Genomic DNA, 21983 nt, shown 5'->3' on the forward strand with positions numbered 1-21983 from the left:
CGGCCCGCGCGCGGACGCCGGCCCGCGCGCGACGGCGGTCCTTCACACTTCCTGCACGCGGCGCCGACGCCCGCGGCACGCGGCCGCTCCTAGGCTGAGGAGCATGTCCGAGCAGGCCGCGGCGCCCCCGACGATCCTCGTCGTCGAGGACGACCCGACGATCAACCAGGCGCTGGCCGACCGGCTGACCGCGGAGGGCTTCGCCGTCGTCCGGGCCCACGACGGCCCCGGCGCCGTCGCCGCCTTCGGCGCCGCCGCCGTCGACCTCGCCGTCCTGGACCTCATGCTCCCCGGCTTCGACGGCCTGGAGGTGTGCCGGCGCATCCAGGCCACCCGCCCGGTCCCCGTCCTCATGCTCACCGCCCGGGACGAGGAGACCGACGTGCTGGTCGGGCTGGGCGTCGGCGCCGACGACTACGTCACCAAGCCGTTCCGGATGCGCGAGGTCGTCGCCCGGGTCCGCGCGCTGCTGCGACGGGTGGCGCGGGCCGAGCAGCTGGCCCTCGCCGGGGACGGCCGGCTCGCCGTCGGCGACCTGCTCCTCGACCCGGCCGGCCGTCGGGTCACCGTGGCCGGCAGCGAGGTCCACCTCACCCCGCTCGAGTTCGACCTGCTGCACATGCTCGCCGCCCGCCCCGGCACCGTCCGCAGCCGCGAGGACCTCATGCGCGAGGTGTGGGGCTGGGCCGACGCCCGCGGCACACGGACGCTGGACAGCCACGTCCGCACGCTGCGGGCGAAGATCGGCGCCGCGCGGGTGCGCACGGTTCACGGCGTCGGCTACGCCCTGGAGGGCTGAGCGGTGCCGGCTCCGGACCGCCCGCTGGACCCGGTCGGCTCGATCAAGACCAAGATCGGCCTGCTCGTCGGGCTGAGCGTGCTCGCCGCCGTCCTCGTCCTGCAGACCGGCCAGCGCGCCGGGGTGCCGGCCTGGCTGACGGTCCCGGCCACGCTCGCCGCGGCGCTCGGCGTCACCGCGTGGCTGGCCCGCGGGATGACCGCCCCGCTGCGGCAGATGACCGCCGCCGCCGGGCAGATGGCCGCCGGGGACTACTCGGTGCGGGTCGCCACCGGCTCGGCCGACGAGGTGGGCCGCCTCGCGCGGGCGTTCAACACGATGGCGGCGGACATCGCGACGGCGGACGCCCAGCGCCGTCAACTCGTCGCCACCGTCTCGCACGAGCTGCGCACCCCGCTCGCCGCGCAGCGAGCGCTGCTGGAGAACCTCGTCGACGGCGTCCGCACCCCCGACGCCGCCACCCTCGCCGCCGCACTGGCCCAGGCCGAGCGCCTCAGCGACCTCGTCGAGGACCTCCTTGACCTCGCCCGCGTCGACGGCGGTGCGGCGGTGCTCGACCTCGGGCCGGTCCGCGTGGCGGACCTGCTCAGCGCCGCCGTCGCCGAGGCCCGGGTCGGCGGGCGCGACGTCGCGCTGCGCACCGTCGTCGAGCCGCCCAACCTCACCGTCCGGGCCGACGGCGCCCGGCTCGCCCAGGTCGCGGCCAACCTGCTGGACAACGCCGCCCGGCACTCCCCTGCCGGCGGCACGATCACCGTCCGGGCGGCCGGCGAGGACGGGTGGTGGTCGCTGGAGGTGTGCGACGAGGGCCCGGGCATCCCGCCCGGGCAGGAGCAGGCCGTGTTCACCAGGTTCGGCACGGCGGACCCGGCCGGCGGCGGCACCGGGCTGGGCCTGTCGATCGCCGCCTGGGTGTGCGAGCTGCACGGCGGGTCCATCGCCGCCGTCCCGTCGGCCTCCGGTGCCCGCATCCGGGCCGTGCTGCCCCGCGACCCCGAGGCCACCGGTCCCGTCAGGCCTGGGTCCGTCGATCCGGCCTTGGCCGGCCCTGCCCCGGCCCCCGCACCTGCTGGTTCCGACGGGTCCGCCAGCCCCGCGCCTCATCCTGTGTGGTACTTGAAGCGCTTTCCGGGCCCGGCTAAAGCGCTTCAAGTACCACACAGGATGAATCCTGCCGCCGGTCTGGGCCGGCCCGTCGCCCCGGAGGACGGCCCGGGGACAACCGCCCCCACGCCCGCGCCGGCGCTGCCCGCCCGGCCGGGCGCCGTCGGCGCGCTCACGACCGAGCTGTGGCCCGAGCGCGGCCTCACCACGGCGCCGCGCCCGCTGCTCGCCTCCCTCGCCATCGGCGCCCTCGCCGCCGTCGTCCTGCCCGACCGGGAGGTCGGCCTGGGCGCCTTGCTCGTCCTGCTCCTCAGCGGCGCCCTGGTGCTGATGACCGCCCGGTATCGGACCCGGCCGTGGACCCATCTCTCGGCCTACCTGAGCCTGGCCCTCGGCGCCCTGCTCGTGCTGCGGGCGGCCGGGTGGCTCGCGGTGCTGGCCCTCCTCGTCGTCGCCGTCCTGGTCACGACCGCCCTGACCGGCGCCCACCGGCTCCCCGCCATGCTCGCCGGCGCCGCAGCGTGGCCGTTGTCCGCGCTGCGGGGCCTGCCGCTGCTCGGCCGCACCCTGACGGCGATGTCCAGCCGCACGCTGCTGTGGCCGGTGCTGCGCACGGCCGCCGTCTCGCTCGTCGCCCTCGTCGTCTTCGGCGGGCTTTTCGCCTCCGGCGACGCGATCTTCGGGTCCTGGGTCGCCCACCTCGTCCCGGACCTGGCCTGGGACGGGCTGATCCTGCGCACCTTCGTCCTCGTCGTCGTCGCCGGGACCGTCCTCGCCGCCTGCTACCTGGCCCTCAACCCGCCGCGGGTGGACCGGCTCGCCCTGCCCGCCGCCCGGCCGGTGGCGCGGGCGTGGGAATGGCTGGTCCCGGTCGGCCTCGTCCTGGCCGTCTTCGTCGGCTTCGTCGCCGCCCAGGCCTCGGCGATGTGGGGCGGGCACGACTACGTCCGCCGGGTCACCGGGCTGAGCTACGCCGACTACGTCCACCAGGGCTTCGGCCAGCTCACCGTCGCGACCGCGCTGACGCTGGCCACGGTCGCGATCGCGGTGCGCCGCGCACCGCGGGCCACCGCCCGGGACCGGCTGCTGCTGCGGGCGGCCCTGGGCCCGCTGTGCGCGCTCACCCTCGTCGTCGTCGCCTCGGCGCTGTTCCGGATGGCCGTCTACCAGCAGGCGTACGGGTACACCGTGCTGCGCGTCCTCGTCGACGCGTTCGAGCTGTGGCTCGGCCTCGTCGTCGTCCTGGTGCTGGTCGCCGGGGTGCGCTGGTCCGCGGCCTGGCTGCCGCGCGCCGCGCTGGTCTCCGGCGCGGTGTTCCTCCTCGCCCTCGGCCTGGCCAACCCGGAGGGCTGGGTGGCCCGGCAGAACATCGAGCGGTACGCGGACACGGGAAAGATCGACACCTCCTACCTCGCCACCCTTGGCCCGGACGCCGTACCGGCGATCGTCGAGGGGCTCCCGGCCGACCTCGCGCGGTGCGCGCTCCCCGACCCCGCCGACGGCGGCTGGGGCCGTGCCGGGGACGGGGACGTGCTCGAGTGGAACCTCGGCCGGTCCCAGGCGGCCGCGGCCGTCGGGGCGCTGCCCGGTGCGGGGACCAGCACGGACCGCAGCCGCTGCCCCTGACCCGCCGACGGCGCCGCTGGCCTTTCCTGGTCAGGAGCCGCCGCCCCCGGCCGGGTCGGGTCACCCTTCCCTGATCGGGATGCACCGTCCCGGGCCGGGTCGGCGCCGCCGTCGTCGCCCGGGCCGACGACGCCCGGGTCAGCCGATCGTCAGCCCACCCGGTGCAGCCAGCGCACCGGCGCGCCGGCGCCGGCGTACCGGAACGGCTCGAGCTCGTCGTCCCAGGCCTGGCCCAGCGCGAGGTCCAGCTCGTGGCGCAGCCGGACCGGGTCGCCGGCGTGCTCGAGGGCGGCGCGCACCCGGTCCTCCGGCACGACGACGTTGCCGTGCGCGTCCGTCTGCGCGTGGAAGATCCCGAGCTCGGGCGTGTGCGACCAGCGCCCGCCGTCGCAGCCCGGGCTGGCGTCCTCGGTGATCTCGTAGCGCAGGTGGGTCCAGCCGCGCAGCGCCGAGGCCAGCCGCGCCCCGGTGCCCACCGGGCCGACCCAGGAGTGCTCGGCACGCCACAGGCCGTCGGCGGCCGGCTGCACCGTCCACTCCAGCGCGACGCGCACGCCGAGGACGGTGCCGGCCGCCCACTCCACGTGGGGGCACAGCGCCCTGGGCGCAGAGTGCACGAAAATGACGCCGCGGGTGAAGGCACCATTCATGTCGACTCCTCCTGGTCGTTGTCCGAGGTGCGTCTTCCCCTACGACCTCGTGCCTGACCAGGCGTCACATGTACGCGGCGGAACAGGGGCCATCATGCCCGAAACTCCGGCGGCCCGCCACGTCCGCGGCGGCGGGCTCCTCAGAGCTGCTCGCGCACCGCCTTCATGGCCTGCTTCCGCACGCTCGGCTCGAGCCGGTCCAGGTACAGCAGCCCGTCCAGGTGGTCCACCTCGTGCTGGATGCAGCGGGCCATGAGCTCCTCCCCCTCGACCACCACCGGCTTGCCGTCCAGGTTGATGCCCTCGGCTCGCGCGAACCAGGAGCGCCGGGTGGGGAACCACAGCCCGGGGACGGACAGGCACCCCTCGTCCCCGTCCTGGTACTCGTCCTCCGACAGCGCCACGATCCGTGGGTTGAGGATGTACCCGACCTCGTCCTCGATGTTCCAGGAGAACGCCCGCAGGCCGACGCCGATCTGGTTCGCGGCCAGCCCGGCCCGGCCCTCGTCGTCGACGGTCTCCAGCAGGTCCTCCACGAGGGACCGGACACGGGCATCGATGTCGACGATCTCCGCGCACGGGGTGCGCAGGACGGGATCGCCGACGACACGGATCTCACGCATGGCCATGACGCCATCGTTCCACGCCGGCGGACGGGCCCGGACCGGCGCTCGACGCGGCCGGCCGGACGGCCGTCGGCGGTGGTCCCGGTGGGGCGACGTCGGCAGTAACCTCCTGCCCAGGCCGACGGCAGGGCTCCCGTGCCTACGACACCCGCGACCCGGACAGCTCCAGGACTGCCTCGCGGACCGCGGCACCGATCACCGCGGCGCCCTCCGTGGTGGGGTGGACGCCGTCGCTGGCCATGCCCGGTGCGAACCGGTCCCCCGCCCGCAGCCCGGCCGGCGCGTCCACCCAGGTCCAGCCCGCCTTGCCGGCCAGCTCGGCGAGCTGGTCGTTCAGGCGCTCGGCGAGCTCGGGGGCATTGTCGATCGGCGGGACGGCGCAGAGCACCACCTCCGGCGCCCCCACCGTGGCCGCGACCTGCCGGAGGTTGTCCGCCGTCTCGGCGAACGGCACCCCGCTCGTCACGTCGTTGGTCCCGGCGAGGACGACGAGCACGTCGGCCGGCACGGGCTCCACGCCGGCCGCCATCTGCGCGGTCGTCGCGCCCCACTCCGCCCAGCCGCCGGCGAAGGCGACGTCCTCCCCGACGGCGTGGCTCACCCAGGAGGCCGGGCCGAGGTCGCCCCGGGCGAAGTCGGGGCTGTCGGCCTCGGTGATCGAGTCCCCGACGGCGGCCAGGGCCACCGGTCCCGGCGGCGCCTCGTCTGGGCGCGCCGCCGTCGGCTCCTTCGGCGCAGTGGGCGCAGTCGGCACCGGAGCAGTTCCGGAGCAGCCACCGAGCAGGACCACGAGCACGACGGCGACGGCGGGCGCGGCCGCCGGGCGGCGGGGCCCACGACCGGTGCGGACGGCTCGCACGGCACCCCTCCCCGGCGGTGGCAGGACGTCTTGGCGAGTCTGGCACGTTGCCGAGACCCGGGACGAAGGCCGGCTCCCCGTTCCGGCAAACGGCCAGGACCCCGATGGCGGGGGCCAGCACCGTCCTGCCGCTGCATGCCCACCAGCTCCCACCGCAGCGCGTGCTGGCACCGCCACCCGCAAGACGGAAAAGCAGCGAAACACCTGATGAGTCGGCGCGCCGGAGGCAGGCCCGCGAACCGGTCCACGCCCGCCAGGGCGTCCTCGCTGACCCGGGTCAGGATCGCCCCGACCGTGCGCCAGGCGACCCGCAGCAGCTGGGCGACGGTGGACCTGCAGGTGCGTACCGTCAACCAGGCCACGGTGTCGTCGAAGGCCAGCGTGTGCCTTGCGTCGTGCCTCGCCCAGGGCACCGAGGCGACCACGACACCATGCTCCCGGCACCTCACCCGCGGGGCATCGGCCTCGACGAACGTCTTGACCGTGCCCAGGTCCAGCGCCCGCCCCCGGCGCCGATGCCCGGCGTCGTAGCCCGGGCACCTACGCCGGCAGATCCCGCACCGGCCCCGACGCCGGCGGGACACGCGCGCATGGACGACCACGCACTCCTCACCGCCGGACTCATCGAGCTCGACCCGCTCGATGACCACGCCCTGCTCGACCCCGATCAGGGCAGGCCATACCCTGGTGCTCACGCCGTTCTCCGCTCTTCGGTGACTGACCTTGACAGCCAGAAACCTCTAGGCAGAGAGCGGCGTGCCTCGTCAATGCCACGCCAGATCACCCATAGATGGGTCAGGAGAGCCCTTGACAGCGTGTGACGTGCCACGCAGGCTGAGTCTACGGGACTAGCACAGGGTCCTGTGCGGTCACGCACCACCCGTCGCCTACTTACACGGAGATCACCATGCCTACACCATCAGGGTCGTTGTAGCGTCTGAGACCAGGAATATTATCACCGCATTTCCCGAAGGAGTGTAGATGCCGGAGTCGGGGCTGCACGATCGGCTCGTCCGGATGCTCGGGCCTGATAACAGTGCGTACGTGGACGGTCACGGCGATATTGTCCTGACACGGTGGAACGGGACCGACCTCGTCTACCCCGTCGCGCTCTCCCTACCCGCAGGCACGCTGAGCCGTACTGTCGATCAGTATCGGCAGGATGCCGCTACCCTCTGGCCAGATCGCGACCCCGTCGACGCAGTGCTAGCTCTGCTCGCTGTCCATATTGACGAGGCTCTCGCGACGACACCCAACGGCGCTGGGCGAACGTTGGAAGTCCGAGACGGTGGCGTCTGGTTCACCTCGGAGTAACACCGAGCCACGCCAGCTCCTTCGCAATGCTTCTGTCGCTACGCGTCTCAGTTCACACACGGCGAAACAAGCGCCATCGACGTATCGCGGTTGTGGCCGCCGCTCAATGCGTGAACAGGCCGCTTGACGAGCTCGGCACGCAGCTGGGCGGTCTTCGGCGGCGCGAGCTCGGGCAGGCCCCTGACGGGGACCCCGCTGCGACGGCCGGCGGTGTGAGGAGCGGACCTGCAGCCTCCGCACACCTACGAGGTACGGCACCGGGAGTGGTGGGGGAGGAGAGGGTCGTCCGGGCAATCTCGCCGTTCGAGTACGTGCCGATACTCGTCAGCGTCCTGTTGGTGCTAGGAGCGTCGAGCGGGTTCGACGACTGGGTCAGATACGGCTCGAGGCAGGTGGCCGTGCTGTCGGTCGCGCTAACCGTCGCCGCCATGATGTCCGGCGTGCTCGTGTTCTTCGCCGGCCTGGCACTCTACCCTGCGGACGGCGAGCCAAGGCCCGCCGAGCTGCTGCCCATTCTCAACAACGTCGCGGCTGCCGGCCTGCTTGCAGTGGTTCTCGTCGCTCCGCTCGGACGAGCGCTAGGAACTTTGGCGTTCGGCGCAGCGCTCTGGTCGAACTACCAACTGCAGGCGCGTGCACACCCGATCGCCGAGTGATTACCCTTGACGTGGTACTACCATGCAGATTTTACCTTCGACCGCTCCATCCGCTGGGCCTGGCGCGCGGCGTTGTTCATCCTGGCACTGGTTGTCTCCTGGCGAGGGAGATATGCCCGCGTGCCCTTGCTCACCCAACGATGATGCCGAGAATGACAAGACCCAGACCACAACACCTGACCCGGCTTATGGTGATGACTTCTGGTGCCTGTCGGGGTTATTGTTAGGGTCGCGATTCGGTGACCGGTGATGGACGCCGCGGAGACTAGTACATCCCACCTGCTGCTACTGCCCGTCGACCGGCGGCTGAGGTAGCGTTGGCTGTACCTGAGGCGCTCATTCGGTGCCCCCGGCGGGACTTGAACCCGCGACCGACGAATTATGAGTTCGCTGCTCTGACCAGCTGAGCTACAGGGGCTAGTTGGGAAAGCTGCCGTTGGTGTAGCCAACGGTGCAGCCAACGCTAGCCGGGCCACCCAGTCGCCCGGGCGGCCGTGGCCAGCGTACCGGCCGCCGCGACGGCTACCGTGGCTGCCATGATCCGGCGCCGCGCCCCCCGTCTCCCCGCCGACCTCGCCGCGCACCTACCGCACGGGACGCGGACCCTGGCCGTCGCGGAGCTCCTCGACGGGAGCTGGGCGGTCACGGCCCAGGACGCCCTGACCGTGCTCGGTGCCGACGGCGTCCGCACCCGGGCCTCCTGGGACGAGGTGGAGAGCGCGCGGTGGGACGGGGAGACCCGCCAGCTCACCGTCTTCTGGGTCGAGGGCGCGCGCGGCCCGCTCGTGCTCACCACCGCCGACGACGGCGTCGAGCGCTTCACGTCCACCCTGCGCGAGCGCGTGCAGTCCTCGGTCGTGCACAGCGAGACGACGGAGCTCCCCAGCGGTGCCCTGGTGACCGCGAACGTGCGCCGCGGACCCGGCGGCGAGCTGCTCTCGCAGGTCACGGCTCGTGGGCCGCTGGCCGGCGACCGGGCCGAGCAGGACGTCATCGACGAGCTCGAGCGCCGGGTGCGCGACGCTGTGGGTCTTCCCACATGACCGACCTCGCCGGCACCCCCGGCCCGTCGGGAGTGGTTTGCTAGAGTCGCCTCGCGCGATCCCGCGTAGCTCAACGGCAGAGCATCCGACTGTTAATCGGACGGTTGTTGGTTCGAATCCAACCGCGGGAGCTCTGCAACTGGAGCGACGGCGACGGGCCCGCTGCGATGCAGCAGCACCCGGGCATCGACCGCGGAGTCGGCAGCACACAGCCAACCGTCGAAGAATGGGCCAGACGCGGCACCCGTCGACAGCCCCGGGACCGGCGCCGACGGCGCTCGCCGCCCGGTCGCCGTCGACCTCCGCCCCGGCTGCGAGCCCGGCCCGCCTGCCGAGCCAACGGCAGCCGATGGCGCACCATGGGGCCATGGACGAGGAACGCGCCGCCTACCTGGACCTGGTGCTCGTGGGTGGCCGTGAGCCCACCACGATCGTGCAGGTCCCCTACGACCCGCGGTGGCCGCTGCGCTTCCACGACCTGGCCGCCCGGGTCCACCGCGCCCTGGGCCCGGCCGCCCTCGCCGTCGAGCACATCGGCTCCACCGCAGTGGCCGGCCTGCCCGCCAAGCCGATCGTGGACATGCTGCTCCTGGTCGCCGACGTGGGCGACGAGCCGGCGTACGTCCCCGCGCTCGAGGCGTCCGGGTTCGCGCTGCGGGTGCGGGAGGAGCGGCACCGCATGCTCCGCACGGCCGCCCGAGACGTCCACCTGCACGTCTACGAGCCCGGTCAGCCCGACGTCCGGGACTACCTGGACCTGCGGGACTGGCTGCGCGCCAGCGCGGCGGACCGCGACCTGTACGCCGCCACCAAGGCCCGGCTCGCCCGGCAGGCGTGGGTGGACATGAACGAGTACGCCGACGCGAAGACCGACACGGTGCGCCAGATCCTCGGCCGGGCCCGGGCGTGGCGCTGCGGTCCTGGCTGAGCGGCCGAGTCCTGGCTGAGCGGCCAAGTCCCGGCTGAGCGGACCCGTCAGGGCTGAGCCGGTTCAGTCCTGGCTGAGCGAGCGCCGCTGGGCCTCCAGCGCCATGAGCTCGCCGAAGACGTCGCCGTAGGCCGGGTCGGTGGGCTCGGTGCGCTGCAGGCGGCCTTTGACGTCGGCGATCTGGCGGGTCAGGCCCATCCGCAGGAGCGCGGCGAGCACCCCGCGGGCGTAGCCGGCCAGCGCGTCGGGGCGGTCCTCGGGCAGCGGCGCGACGGCGAGCTCGGTGAGCACCCCGGCCACCGGGCCGACGGCGTTCTCCCGGACCTGCTCGGCCCACCAGCCGGCGGCACGGCGGGCGGCCTCGCCGGTGCTCCCCTGCGCGGCGAGCCGCTCCACCTGCTGGCCGTACGCCGTCGTCCCGCCGGCGGCGCGGATGGCGTCGTGCACCCCGCGGTAGGCCGGCACCGTGAAGGTGTCCGGCGCCAGGGAGTCGAACCCGGCGCCGAGAGCGTGCTGGGGCAGCTGCAGGACCACCTCCAGCACCTGCCGCTCGAGCCGTGCGACCGGGTCCTCCCGCCCGGGGCGGGCGGTGCGCGGCCCGCCGACCGGCCCGCCGTCACCCCGCCCGTCCGGCCCACCGCCCCGGTAGCCGGCGTACGCCCCCGCCGGGGCGCCGTCGGGCGCGCCGCCGCCCTGTCCATCAGGCCCGCCCCGGCCACCAGAGCCACCCCGCGGGCCGGGAGCGCCGTCACCGCGCGCAGCCGACCGGCCGCGCTGGCGCTCGGCGGCCTGGACGGCCCGGCGCACCGACGGCTCGTCCATGCCCAGCCAGCCGGCGAGCTCACGGGCGTACTCGGCCCGCAGGGCGCGGTCGCGGATCCCGGCGACCACCGGCGCCCCGGCCCGCAGCGCGGCCACCCGGCCCTCCGGCGTCGTCAGGTCCAGCTGGCGCAGCACCGACCGGATCGCGAAGGCGAACAGCGGCTGGCGGCCGTTGACCAGGTCGCGGACCGCGCCGTCGCCGCGCTGGAGCCGCAGGTCGCACGGGTCCAGCCCGTCCGGGCCGACGGCGACGAAGGTCTGGGCGGCGAAGCGCTGGTCCTCCTCGAACGCGCGCAGCGCGGCCTTCTGCCCGGCGGCGTCGGCGTCGAAGGTGAAGATCACCTCCCCGCCGTGGGTGGCGCCGGAGGAGAAGATGACCCCCGAGGCCGGGTCGGCGGAGTCCCCGAGCAGGCGGCGGACGATGCGGATGTGGTCGGCGCCGAAGGCGGTGCCGCAGGTGGCCACGGCCGTGCCGACCCCGGCCAGGTGCGCGGCCATGACGTCGGTGTAGCCCTCCACGACGACGACCCGGCGCTCCTTGGCGATGGCCCGCTTGGCCAGGTCCAGCCCGTAGAGCACCTGGGACTTCTTGTACAGGGCGGTCTCGGGGGTGTTCAGGTACTTCGGGCCCTGGTCCTCCTCCAGCAGCCGGCGGGCGCCGAAGCCCACGGTCTCGCCGGTGACGTCCCGGATCGGCCAGACGAGCCGGCCGCGGAAGCGGTCGTAGACCCCGCGGCTGCCCTGGGCGACGAGCCCGGCGGCGGTGAGCTCGGCGTCGTGGAAGCCACGGCCGCGCAGGTGCCGCAGCAGGTGGTCCCAGCCCTGCGGGGCGTACCCGACGCCGAAGGCGGCGGCCGCCGCCCGGTCGAAGCCGCGCTCGGCGAGGAACCGGCGGCCCGGCTCGGCGGCGGGGGCGTCGAGCTGCGCGGCGTAGAACTCCTCGGCCACCCGGTGGGCCTCGAGCAGGCGCTGGCGCCGGCCGGGCTCTTCCCGGGGACGGGTGCTGCCGCCGTCCTCGTAGCGCAGCTGGACCCCGACCCTGCCGGCGAGGTGCTCCACCGCCTCGCCGAAGGGCAGGTGGTCGATCTTCTGGACGAAGGAGATGACGTCCCCGCCCTCGTCGCAGCCGAAGCAGTGCCACAGCCCGAGCTGGGGCCGGACGTGGAAGGACGGGGTGCGCTCGTCGTGGAACGGGCACAGGCCCTTCATCGAGCCCACCCCGGCGGGCTTGAGGGTGACGTAGGCGCCGACGACCTCGTCGATGCGGGCCCGCTCACGCACGGCGGCGATGTCCTCGCGCCGGATGAGCCCTGCCATGGGCGTCAGTCTAGGTCGGGGCGGAGCGCGGCCGACGGCGGCTGCACAGGGGGCAGCACCGGGCCGGGCGGGCGTGGGCGGGCCGGGCGTTCGGGGGGCGGGGCCGTCGGCGGCCCGCCCGTCAGTAGACCTCCGACAGCATCCCGCACAGCCGGGCGTGCCACTGCTGGGCGGAGGTGTCGGTGAGCGAGGCGACCTGGTCGATGACCACCCGCAGCCGGGCGCCGTCGTCCGCGGCGGCCCGGTAGTCCGCCGCGAACGGCGGCTCGAGGTGGGCCGGCCCGGTGGAAGCCAGCGCGTCGACCAGGTCGAACAGGATCGTGCGCTGGGCCAGGTAGAGCGGCTCGTGCTCGCGCGGGGCCATGACGTACAGCGCGGCGACGCCCTTGAGCACGAGGATCTCCGCCGCCGTCGCCGCCGGGACCACCAGGTCCGCGGCGTAGCGGGTGAGCGGCCCGGGGCCGTAGGCCTCCCGGGTGGCGGCCTCCGCCGCCCCGCAGAACCGGCCGATGAGCTGGCTGGTCATGTCCTTGAGCCGGGCCAGGTCGCGGCGGGACCCGTCGTAGGAGCGCACCCAGATCGGGTTCGCCAGCAGCCGCTCGAGGGCCGCACCGAGCTCGTCGTCGCTGACGGCCGGGTCGTACCAGGCCCGCACCTGGGCGACCACGCGCTCCTGCTCCGCCGCCCGGCCCAGCGCCATCAGGTCCACCCGGCCGCCGACCACGGCGTCCTCCACGTCGTGCACGGAGTAGGAGACGTCGTCGGAGAGGTCCATCACCTGCGCCTCCAGGCAGCGCCGCCGCTCCGGGGCGCCGCGCCGCAGCCAGGCGAAGGCGGCGGCGTCGTCGGCGTAGACGCCGAACTTCCGGGTGCTGGTGCCGTCGGCGGCGCGCGGCCCGCCGCCGGCCGGCCAGGGGTACTTGGTGGCGGCGTCCAGGCTGGCCCGGGTGAGGTTGAGGCCGACCGGCTCGCCGGTGGCGGTGAAGACCTTGGGCTCCAGGCGGACCAGCAGCCGCAGCGTCTGGGCGTTGCCCTCGAACCCGCCGACGGCGGCCGCGACCTCGTCCAGCGCCCGCTCCCCGTTGTGCCCGAACGGGGGGTGGCCGAGGTCGTGCGCCAGGCAGGCGGTGTCCACCACGTCCGGGTCGCAGCCCAGGGCCTTGCCGAGCTCGCGGCCGACCTGGGCCACCTCCAGGGAGTGGGTCAGCCGGGTCCGGACGAAGTCGTCGCTGGCCGGCCCGAGGACCTGGGTCTTGGCGCCCAGGCGCCGCAGCGCCGAGGAGTGCAGCACCCGGGCCCGGTCCCGCTCGAACGGCGTGCGCCGCGGGTTCTTGCCCTCCTCGGGCCACCACCGCTCCTGGTCCCGGGCGGTGTAGGGCCGCAGCTCCCGGGCGCCGGCCGCGGCCGGCGCCCGGCCGGTGGCGGGGCGGGCGGGCACGTCGCGAGCCTACCGAGCCGGCCGCCGTCGGCGCCGGCATGGGCGACAATGTGGGGATGACGGACGCGCGGGTACCGCAACCCCCGGCCGAGGCCGTCCCGACGGCGGCCGACGAAGCCCCGGCGGAGACCGCCCCGCCGGGCCCGGACCAGACCGCCCCGGCCGTCGCCCCCGGCGAGACCGCGGAGCCCGGCGCCCCGGACGAGACCGCGCCGGCCGGCCCGGCCCTCACCGGCGTGCTGACCACCACCCTGGTCCACCGCCGCTCCCCCAGCCCGGCTCCGTGGTGGCACAGCGCGGTCGTGACCGAGGTCCCCGGCCTCGCCGACGTCCCCGGCCTCGCCGCGCTCGCCGCCGACATGACCCACCTGTCCCGGCTCGGTGTGGACGCCCTGCAGGTGTGGTGCCCCGGCCTGGACCCGGCCGCCGAGCCGGCCCGCGCGGCCGTGACCGAGCTCGTCCGCCGGGCCCACCAGCGCGGGCTGCGCGTCATCGTCGCGCTCGACGCCGCGCCGCCGGAGGACCTCCTCGGGGCGGCCGGGGCGTGGCTGGACCACGGCGTCGACGGCATCGACCTGCGCGGCGCCGACGGGCTGCCGATCGGCGCGCTGCAGGCGCTGGTGGCCGGCCGGTCCGAGGAGGGCGTCCTCACCGGCGCCGCGTCCGGCCGGGACCGGGAGCACCTGCTCGCCCGGCTGCGGGAGGAGTGGCTGCACATCACCCGCGACGACCGGCTCGCCCTGGCCCCGTGGGACGCCGGCGCGCTCCGCGAGGCGGTCACCGACGCCTTCACCCACCGCGACGCCGTCGGGACGACGGGCGGCTGGCAGCTCCACCGGCTCGGGCCGGAGGCGGGCCCGCCTGCGTGGGCGGTCCCGGCCGAGACCCGCGAGCGGCGAGCGGCGGCGATGACCTTGCTCATGCTCGCCCTGCCCGGTGCGGTCTACCTGCGCCAGGGGGACGGCCCCGGCGTCGACCCGGGCCCCGGGCCGGTCGCGGCGGCGGTCGCCCGGGTCAGCGCCGCGGCGCAGGAGCAGCGCGGGGTCCCGGGCAGCCGGTACGAGGTGGTCCGGCGCGCGCTCGGGCTGCGGCACGAGCTGCGGCTGGGCACCGGCCCGCTGGCCTGGGTGGACGACGCCACCGGCCCGGACACGCTCGTCCTGCTCAGCGGCGACCTCATCGCCGTCGTCAACCTCACCGGCGCCAGAGTCTCGGTCGCCACCTCCCGGGAGCTGATCCACGCCAGCGGCCCGGTGCCGCTGGCCGACGGCGACCGGGTGGTCGTGCCGGCCGAGACCACCGTCTGGCTGGCGCCGCGCTGACCCCAGCCGGTCGGCGCTGACCGGGCGGGGGCCGACCGGAGCGGGCCCGGAGCCGGCCGCACCGCCACCAGGCGCCCGGCCGGGATGTGCGCCCCTGTACCGCGTTGCCGTAAGTTGCAGGCAGCAGTTCCACGGGCCGGCAGCAGCGCCGACGAGGGAGCGGCAGGGCCCGGGGAGAAGAAGGTCGGAATGCACGGACGCACGAGGCTGGCCGACGTCGCCGAGCAGGCAGGCGTGAGCACCGCCACCGTCTCCCGGGTGCTCAACGGCAAGGCCGGCGTCGCCGGGCAGACCCGCCAGGCCGTGCTGGCCGCCCTGGACCTGCTCGGCTACGAGCGGCCGGAGAAGCTGCGGTCACGGTCCGCCGGGCTCGTCGGGCTGGTCCTGCCCGAGCTGGACAACCCGGTCTTCCCCGCGTTCGCCCAGGCCACCGAGACCACCCTCGCCACCGCCGGGTACACCCCGCTGCTCTGCACCCAGTCCCCCGGCGGCATCACCGAGGACCAGTACGTCGAGATGCTGCTCGAGCACGGCGTCGACGGCATCATCTTCGTCTCCGGCCTGCACGCCGACACCCAGGCCGACCCGGCCCGCTACCGCCGGCTGCGCGAGCGGGAGGTCCCGTTCGTCCTGGTGAACGGGCACAACCCGGCGGTCGAGGCGCCGAGCTTCTCCACCGACGACCGGGGCGCGATGGACATCGCGGTGCGGCACCTGGCGTCCCAGGGGCACCGCGCCATCGGGCTGGCCGTCGGGCCCTCGCGGTTCGTGCCGTCCCAGGGCAAGCGGGATGGGTTCCGCACGGCGATGGCCAGCTACCTGGAGGAGACCGACCCGCCGGTGGTCACCGCCCTGTTCACCGTCGAGGGCGGCACGAGCGCCGCCGGGCAGCTGCTCGACGCCGGCTGCACCGCCATCATCTGCGGCTCGGACCTGATGGCCCTGGGCGCGGTCCGGGCGGCCCGCAGCCGCGGGCTCGCGGTGCCCGCGGACCGGTCCGTCGTCGGCTACGACGACTCCCGGCTGATCGCCTTCACCGACCCGCCGCTGACCACCGTCCGGCAACCCGTGGAGGCCATCTGCCAGGCCGCCGTCGCTACACTTGTCGCCCAGATCAGGGGGCGGGAGGTCCCGTGCACGGACCTGCTGTTCGTACCCGAGCTCATCGTCCGCGGGTCCACCGGCGCCGCGCCCGGCGTCCGGCACGCCTCGATGTACTGACGGGCGGGTACGCCGGGGGCCGCGGCAGCCGGCACGGACGGCGTCCCGGGACCGGGCACCGGCCTCGCGGCCGGCACCGGGGTCGGGGCGGCCACTGTCCCGGGACGGGCACCAACCTGAAGCGGGCCGCCGGTCGGTCCGCCGGTAGCCTGCCGCGCACTCCCAGCCCGTCCAGCCCGTCCGAGCCGCCTACCCCCAACCGTCCGACGCACCTCAGCCAGCCCCCGGCCGACGACCCCGACCAGCACCAACCCGAGAAGGAGCACCGTGCCCCACGCCACCACCGAGCTGATCACCGCCGCCCCGGACGCCGACGCCGCCGACCGGTGGTGGCGCCACGCCGTCATCTACCAGGTCTACCCCCGCTCCTTCGCCGACTCCGACGGCGACGGCATGGGCGACCTGCCGGGGATCACCGCCCGGCTGGACCACCTGGCCGCGCTTGGCGTGGACGCCCTGTGGCTCTCCCCGTTCTACCGCTCCCCGCAGGCCGACGGCGGGTACGACGTCGCCGACTACCGCGACGTCGACCCCCGCTTCGGCACGCTGGCCGACGTCGACGCGCTCCTCGCCCGGGCCCACGAGCTGGGCCTGCGGGTCATCGTCGACCTCGTCCCGAATCACACCTCGGACGAGCACGCCTGGTTCCGGGCGGCCCTCGCGGCCGGCCCGGGCAGCCCCGAGCGCGACCGCTACATCTTCCGCGAGGGCCAGGGCGAGACCGGCGAGGAGCCGCCGAACAACTGGCAGTCGGTCTTCGGCAGCGGCGCCTGGACCCGGGTGCGGGACCGCGCCGACGCCCCGGGGAGCCCGTGGGCCGAGGACGGGCAGTGGTACCTGCACATGTTCGACACCAAGCAGCCGGACCTGAACTGGGACAACCCCGAGGTGCGGGCCGAGCTGATCTCGGTGCTGCGGTTCTGGCTGGACCGCGGCGTGGACGGCTTCCGGGTCGACGTCGCCCACGGCCTGGTCAAGGCCCCCGGCCTGCCGGACTGGTCCGGCGAGGTGGAGATGGTCGAGGGCGCGGAGGAGCCCGCGGGCGTCACGGCCGACGGCTCGCCCGGCCACGCCCGGCCGCCCATGTTCGACCAGGACGGCGTGCACGAGATCTACCGCGACTGGCGCCGGGTCCTGGCCGAGTACGACGGCGACCGGATCCTGGTGGCCGAGGCGTGGGTGGCCCCCATCGAGCGGCTCGCCCGGTACGTCCGCCCCGACGAGATGCACCAGGCCTTCAACTTCGCCTTCCTGATCGCGCACTGGTCGGCCGAGGAGCTGCGCGGGTGCATCACCCGCTCCTACCGGGCCAACGACGCCGTCGGGGCACCGACGACCTGGGTGCTGTCCAACCACGACGTCGTCCGGCCCGCCTCGCGTCTGGGGCTGCCGGTGACCGGCAAGGGCCCCAACGGCATCGGCGCCGAGGACGTCCAGCCCGACCGCGCGCTCGGGCTGCGCCGCGCCCGCGCGGCGAGCCTGCTCATGCTGGCCCTGCCCGGCTCGGCCTACCTCTACCAGGGCGAGGAGCTCGGGCTGCCCGAGCACACCGCGCTGCCCGACGCCGTCCGGCAGGACCCGGCCTTCGCCCGCACCGGCGGGGCGGAGAAGGGCCGCGACGGCTGCCGCGTCCCGCTGCCCTGGGCGGCCACCGAGCCCGGGTACGGCTTCTCCCCCACCGGGGCGACCTGGCTGCCGCAGCCGGCCGACTGGGCCGGCTACGCGGTCGACGCCCAGACCGGCCGGGCCGGGTCCACGCTGGAGCTGTACCGCTCGGCGCTGGCCCGCCGCCGCGAGCTCGGCCTCGGCGCCGGCACGCTGTCCTGGCTGCCCGAGCACCGCACCGACGACGTGGTGGCCCTGGTCAACGCCCCGGCCGGCGGGCCTGAGCGTCCCGACGTCCTGGTGCTCGCCAACCTCGGGGAGCAGCCCGTCGCGCTGCCGGCCGGGGCCCGGCTGCTGCTGGCGAGCGAGGCCCTGCAGGAGGACGGCGACGGCTGGCTGGTCCCGGCGGACACCACGGCCTGGGCGGTCGTCGACCGGTAGCCGGACGGGCCGCCTGACGTCCGCGTGACCGCCGGATGCTCTCGAGCAAGAGAAGCAAGCAGCGACCCAACAACCAGCGGAGCTGATGGCATGGGAATCTGTATCGGTTCCCGGCCGTCAGCCTCTCTGCCGCTCACAACGTCTCGATGCCACCGGCCTAGATCAGAACGACTTATCGAATGGTGGACCCGTGCGTCGGCTTCCGCCAGCTATACGAAGCCAGTAGGCACACCCCGTCCAGTGCACAAACACCATCCACCAAACTATAAGCCAACCGAAACTCACCCTAGAGCTTTTTCAGTTGGTCCGGTAGACTGGGCGACGAGACCCGAGAGAGGGGAGACCCGAGGTGGCCGCCGAGTTCGACATCGAGGGCAGCTGGCCCGAGCTGTTCGCCCCGCTGAGCGACGCGGAGCGTCGCGAGGTGGTGAGCAACTTCGCCAGCAGCTGGCACGAGGGCTGGGTCCCCAACCGGACTGACGTTGAGGACCTGATCGCGTGGAAGCGTGGCGTCATCGATGACGCCGAGTACGACCGGCGCACCGAGGCCGCGATCGCTCGGGGCAGGGCGCAGGCGATCGCCGGCTGATGGCTGGCCGGTTCGCCAGCTGGGACTCATACTTCTGGGAGCCGGGCGGCACCGTCCTGCGCAATCTCTACGGAGAGCGGGATGCTGGTGTCCTAGCGCGTCGGGAGTACCGCGAGACTGCGCGGCGCTGGGACGAGCTGGTCACCGGACGGGTGCGGGTCCCCAGGACTTATGACGCCGAGCACCTGCGCGCGATCCACCGGCACCTGTTCGGCAACGTGTACGAGTGGGCGGGGGAATACCGGACCGTCGGGATGGCCAAGGGGTGGAGCAACTTTGCCGAACCCTCGCAGATCGACCAGTACCTAGCCGACGCGGCGCGCGTGATCCACCTGACCGACTGGGCAAACCTCGACCGCAGGGAATTCGCCGCCGCGGCGGCAAGGACGTTCGCCTACGTCAATACTGCGCATCCGTTCCGGGAGGGCAACGGCCGCGCCTCGAAGTTGTTCATGCAGCACGTTGCGGAGCTGAGCCGGTGGAGGATCGACTACAGCCCGAAGGTGTCCGGGGTGAGCGCGGAGATCTGGAACCAAGCCTCGATGCTGTCGAGCCCGGACCTGGGCAGCTACGACCCGGTGCCCGGCTCCTTGGTTCCGGTGTTCTACGCGATGACGCAGCCCAGGGAGCGGCCGCCGGCCCCGGCGGACGGGTCGGATGCCGGCGACGGGTCGGATGCCGGCCATGCCGCCGGGCCCGCGTCCTACCCGCGCGGTGCCGGGGAGGCGACAGGCCAGAACCCCGGCAGCTGAGCCCTGCAGAAGAACACCACGACGACGCTGCCGTTGAGCATGCCGTAACAGCTAGGTAGTGCTCGCCATCGGGCCCCGCCGTCGGCGCTGGGCCGGCCGGTACGTGACGGCGGCGATCAGCCGCCCGAGACCGCCAGCTCGGCCTCGGTGAGGACGCCGCGGACCGCCTCGTCCACGTCCTGGCTGGTCAGCCAGCCGTCGGGGAGGTGCGGCTGCCGCGGGCTGCCCGCCCGGCCGCGCGGGCCCTCGGCCGCGGCGCCGGGGTAGGGCTGGTCCAGGTCCAGGGCGGCCAGGCGCTCGTCGAGCTCGGCGCGGGAGGACACCAGGCCCAGGTCGTGCCGGGCCTGGCCGCCGGCGACGTAGCCCTTGAGGTACCAGGCCATGTGCTTGCGCATCTCCCGCAGCGCCCGCCCCTCCTCGCCGAAGTGCGCCACCATGAGCTCGGCGTGCCGGCGGACGACGGCGGCGACCTCGCCGAGCCCCGGCGTGACCCGCCGGGCGGCGCCGTGGCTGGCGGCGACGAGGTCGGTGAACAGCCAGGGCCGGCCCTGGCAGCCGCGGCCGACGACCACGCCGTCGCACCCGGTGACCCGCATCATCTCCAGGGCGTCCTCGGCGGACCAGACGTCCCCGTTGCCGAGCACCGGGACGCTGCGGACCGCCTCCTTCAGCCGGGCCACCGCCGCCCACCGGGCCTGGCCGGAGTAGTGCTGGGCCGCGGTGCGGGCGTGCAGGGCGACGGCGGCCACGCCGGCCCGCTCGGCCAGGCGCCCGGCGTCGAGGTAGGTGAGGTGGTCCTCGTCGATGCCCATCCGCATCTTCACCGTGACGGGGACCTCGTGGTCCCGCCCGGCGGACGCCGCCCGGGCCGCCCCGACGGCGGCGGTGACGATGGCCGCGAAGAGGTCCCGCTTCCACGGCAGCGCCGCTCCCCCGCCCTTGCGGGTGACCTTGGGCACCGGGCAGCCGAAGTTGAGGTCGACGTGGTCGGCCCGGTCCTCCTCGACCAGGATGCGCACGGCGGCCGCGACGGTGGCCGGGTCGACGCCGTAGAGCTGGACGGAGCGGACCGGCTCGTCCGGGTCGGCGGCGATCAGCCGCATCGTCTCCGGGGTGCGCTCGACGAGCGCACGGGAGGTGACCATCTCCGTGACGTACAGCCCGGCGGGCGCGTGCGACCCCGGCACGGCCGGCGCGGCACCGACCGGCAGGCCCTCGACGCCGGCCTCGCGGCACAGCTTCCGGAAGGGCGGGTTCGTCACGCCGGCCATGGGGGCCAGGACCACGGGGCTCCCCACGCTCACCGGTCCGACCTGCAGAACGCTCACCGCGCCATTGTCGCTGCTCTCGGCCCCCGGGACAGCCGACGGCCGGCGGAGCCGTGCCGCATCCGGTGGCGGTCAGCAGGACCCGGCGGCGGTCAGCGGGACCCGGCGGCGGTCACCGCGACCCGGCGGGGACGTCGCGCGCCGCTGCCTCGGCAGGGGCGTCGCCGTCGTCGGCCCGACCCGGCCGGCTGGCGCGGACCAGGGCGGCGGCGATCCCCGTCGTCACCGGGATCGCCAGGACCAGGCCGACCGAGGACACGAGCGTGCGGACGACCTCCTCCGCGATCTCCCCGGCCATCAGGGTGTCGAGGGCGGTGCGGTCCATGAGCGCGGCCGCCATGAGCACCGGCAGCGCGGTGCCCACGTAGGCGAACGCCAAGGTGTAGACCGTCGACGCGATGTGGTCGGCCGATGCGCATGCCGCGCGCGAAGAGGCGCCGGCGGGTCAGGGCGGGGTTCGCGGCGTGCAGCTCCCATACCGCTGAGGCCTGCGTGATCGTGACGTCGTTGAGCGCGCCGAGGCCGGCGATGACCATGCCGCACAGCAGCACGTCGGTCAGCGACAGGTGCGGGAAGGTAGCCAGCAGGATCAGGGACTGCTCCGAGCTGGTACCGGTGAGGTTGGCGGACCGCGTGCCCCACGCCGCCAGGGCCACGGTGAGGCCGAGGCCGACGAACGTCCCGAGCAGCGCCGTCGTCGTCCGGATGGAGACGCCGTGGGCGAGGTACACGGACAGGAACATCATCGCCGCCGAACCGACCAGGGCGACCAGCAGCGGCGGCTGCCCGAGCATGATCGCCGGGATGACGAAGACCACGATGACGCCGAGCGAGCCGGCGAGCCCGACCATCGCGGCGAGCCCGCGCCAGCGCGCGACCGCGAGAACGACCACCGCGTACAGCGCCGCCAACCATGCCACCGGGGCGCCGCGCTCGAAGTCCCAGAAGACGTAGGGGCTGCCGGTCCCCATGGCGGAGGGGCTGAACAGCAGGCGCACCCGGTCGCCGGCCTCCATGCCGTTGGCCATGATCTCCGGCGGCACCTGCACCGGCACCACCTGGCCCGCCTGCTCCCCGGTCGCCAGCTCGGCCCGCACCTGACCGTCCGCGGTGGCCCCGGGCTCCCCGGAGCCGACGACCTCGACGACCGTGCCCGTCTCGATCGTCATCCCGGTGCCGGCCAGCGGGACGGACCCCATCGGGGTTTCGCCGCGCGGCCACATCGCCACCAGCGCGACGACGGTCGCCAGGAGCAGCGGGACAACGAGCGCGGCCAGGATGCGGCGCGCGCGGCGTGCCTCGGCGGGGGCGAGGGTGGCGGCCGCACCGGCGCGCAGGTGGTGGTGTGAGCGGGGCACGCCCCATGCTCGCCGCCGGCCGCCCCGCAGACCGGGAGGACGCGCCGCGCGTCGGGCCCGAGACGGCACACACGGTGGATCAGGGGCAGGAAGCCCTGTGGCCGCGGCGCCAGCGCTCGCCGCGGTCAAGCAGCGGCAGCAGGCGCGGTCAGGCGGGGACTTCGCCGTGGCCGCGTGCCCGCCGT

Annotated in this window: 16 protein-coding genes, 2 tRNA genes and 2 pseudogenes; 11 read left to right on the top strand and 9 right to left on the bottom strand. The window is 74.8% G+C overall.

Features of this window, described 5'->3' with window-relative positions:
* Positions 1–103: 103 nt before the first annotated feature.
* The gene (locus MF406_RS10935) at positions 104–799 is read left to right on the top strand and encodes a response regulator transcription factor (RefSeq protein WP_242893223.1); all 696 of its coding nucleotides are present in this window, start codon (positions 104–106) and stop codon (positions 797–799) included.
* Positions 800–802: 3 nt separating this feature from the next.
* Complete coding sequence (locus tag MF406_RS10940; protein ID WP_242893226.1) at positions 803–3529, top strand: DUF4153 domain-containing protein; 2727 nt, start codon at positions 803–805, stop codon at positions 3527–3529.
* Positions 3530–3678: 149 nt separating this feature from the next.
* On the opposite strand, the gene MF406_RS10945 is transcribed toward MF406_RS10940, so the two are convergent.
* The 4 genes and pseudogenes from MF406_RS10945 to MF406_RS10960 form a co-directional block, all read right to left on the bottom strand.
* Positions 3679–4179: a DUF3145 domain-containing protein gene (locus MF406_RS10945; protein WP_242893228.1), complete on the bottom strand. Its 501-nt coding sequence runs from the start codon at positions 4177–4179 to the stop codon at positions 3679–3681.
* Positions 4180–4319: 140 nt separating this feature from the next.
* Entirely contained in the window at positions 4320–4808 is a 489-nt protein-coding gene (def, locus tag MF406_RS10950; RefSeq protein WP_242893243.1) for a peptide deformylase, read from the bottom strand.
* A gap of 136 nt (positions 4809–4944) precedes the next feature.
* Complete coding sequence (locus MF406_RS10955) at positions 4945–5664, bottom strand: SGNH/GDSL hydrolase family protein (RefSeq protein ID WP_242893246.1); 720 nt, start codon at positions 5662–5664, stop codon at positions 4945–4947.
* 227 nt (positions 5665–5891) lie between these two features.
* A pseudogene (locus MF406_RS10960) lies at positions 5892–6359 on the bottom strand (helix-turn-helix domain-containing protein); the annotation flags it as partial.
* 882 nt (positions 6360–7241) lie between these two features.
* Between MF406_RS10960 and MF406_RS10965 the strand changes: the two are divergent.
* The gene (locus tag MF406_RS10965; protein ID WP_242893248.1) at positions 7242–7634 is read left to right on the top strand and encodes a hypothetical protein; all 393 of its coding nucleotides are present in this window, start codon (positions 7242–7244) and stop codon (positions 7632–7634) included.
* A gap of 344 nt (positions 7635–7978) precedes the next feature.
* On the opposite strand, the gene MF406_RS10970 is transcribed toward MF406_RS10965, so the two are convergent.
* Positions 7979–8052, bottom strand: a tRNA-Ile gene (locus MF406_RS10970).
* A gap of 118 nt (positions 8053–8170) precedes the next feature.
* Here MF406_RS10970 and MF406_RS10975 point away from each other — a divergent pair.
* The 3 genes from MF406_RS10975 to MF406_RS10985 all read left to right on the top strand — a co-directional run bounded on the left by MF406_RS10975 (position 8171) and on the right by MF406_RS10985 (position 9605).
* Positions 8171–8677 carry a hypothetical protein gene (locus MF406_RS10975; protein WP_242893251.1) on the top strand — a complete coding sequence of 169 codons (507 nt, stop codon included), beginning with the start codon at positions 8171–8173 and terminating at the stop codon, positions 8675–8677.
* A 59-nt stretch (positions 8678–8736) separates the two neighbouring features.
* Positions 8737–8808 (top strand) — tRNA-Asn (locus MF406_RS10980).
* Positions 8809–9044: 236 nt separating this feature from the next.
* Entirely contained in the window at positions 9045–9605 is a 561-nt protein-coding gene (locus tag MF406_RS10985; protein ID WP_242893253.1) for a GrpB family protein, read from the top strand.
* A 63-nt stretch (positions 9606–9668) separates the two neighbouring features.
* Here the strand turns inward: MF406_RS10985 and dnaG are convergent, their stop codons facing one another.
* Together dnaG and MF406_RS10995 are read right to left on the bottom strand one after the other, a co-directional pair.
* On the bottom strand, positions 9669–11744 hold the full coding sequence (gene dnaG / locus MF406_RS10990; protein ID WP_242893256.1) for a DNA primase: 2076 nt from the start codon (positions 11742–11744) through the stop codon (positions 9669–9671).
* A 121-nt stretch (positions 11745–11865) separates the two neighbouring features.
* A complete protein-coding gene (locus MF406_RS10995; protein ID WP_371744660.1) occupies positions 11866–13128 on the bottom strand; it encodes a deoxyguanosinetriphosphate triphosphohydrolase in 1263 nt (420 codons plus the stop codon).
* A 110-nt stretch (positions 13129–13238) separates the two neighbouring features.
* Here MF406_RS10995 and MF406_RS11000 point away from each other — a divergent pair, with 110 nt between their 5' ends.
* The 5 genes from MF406_RS11000 (at position 13239) to MF406_RS11020 (ending at position 19112) form a co-directional block, all read left to right on the top strand.
* On the top strand, positions 13239–14504 hold the full coding sequence (locus MF406_RS11000; RefSeq protein ID WP_242893262.1) for a hypothetical protein: 1266 nt from the start codon (positions 13239–13241) through the stop codon (positions 14502–14504).
* Positions 14505–14693: 189 nt separating this feature from the next.
* The gene (locus MF406_RS11005; RefSeq protein ID WP_242893264.1) at positions 14694–15725 is read left to right on the top strand and encodes a LacI family DNA-binding transcriptional regulator; all 1032 of its coding nucleotides are present in this window, start codon (positions 14694–14696) and stop codon (positions 15723–15725) included.
* Between the two features lie 267 nt (positions 15726–15992).
* Entirely contained in the window at positions 15993–17771 is a 1779-nt protein-coding gene (locus MF406_RS11010; RefSeq protein WP_242893267.1) for an alpha-amylase family glycosyl hydrolase, read from the top strand.
* 349 nt (positions 17772–18120) lie between these two features.
* On the top strand, positions 18121–18360 hold the full coding sequence (locus tag MF406_RS11015; protein WP_242893269.1) for a hypothetical protein: 240 nt from the start codon (positions 18121–18123) through the stop codon (positions 18358–18360).
* Positions 18360–19112, top strand: a complete 753-nt coding sequence (locus MF406_RS11020; RefSeq protein ID WP_242893272.1) for a Fic family protein — start codon at positions 18360–18362, stop codon at positions 19110–19112. Before MF406_RS11015 ends, MF406_RS11020 begins: the two co-directional genes overlap by 1 nt.
* A 116-nt stretch (positions 19113–19228) precedes the next feature.
* Here the strand turns inward: MF406_RS11020 and dusB are convergent, their stop codons facing one another.
* Together dusB and MF406_RS19110 are read right to left on the bottom strand one after the other, a co-directional pair.
* The gene (dusB, locus tag MF406_RS11025; protein WP_305852953.1) at positions 19229–20440 is read right to left on the bottom strand and encodes a tRNA dihydrouridine synthase DusB; all 1212 of its coding nucleotides are present in this window, start codon (positions 20438–20440) and stop codon (positions 19229–19231) included.
* A 112-nt stretch (positions 20441–20552) separates the two neighbouring features.
* Positions 20553–21663 (bottom strand): annotated as a pseudogene (locus MF406_RS19110) (YibE/F family protein).
* Positions 21664–21983: the final 320 nt, after the last annotated feature.

The sequence above is a fragment of the Georgenia sp. TF02-10 genome (assembly GCF_022759505.1).
Taxonomy (GTDB): Bacteria; Actinomycetota; Actinomycetes; order Actinomycetales; family Actinomycetaceae; genus TF02-10.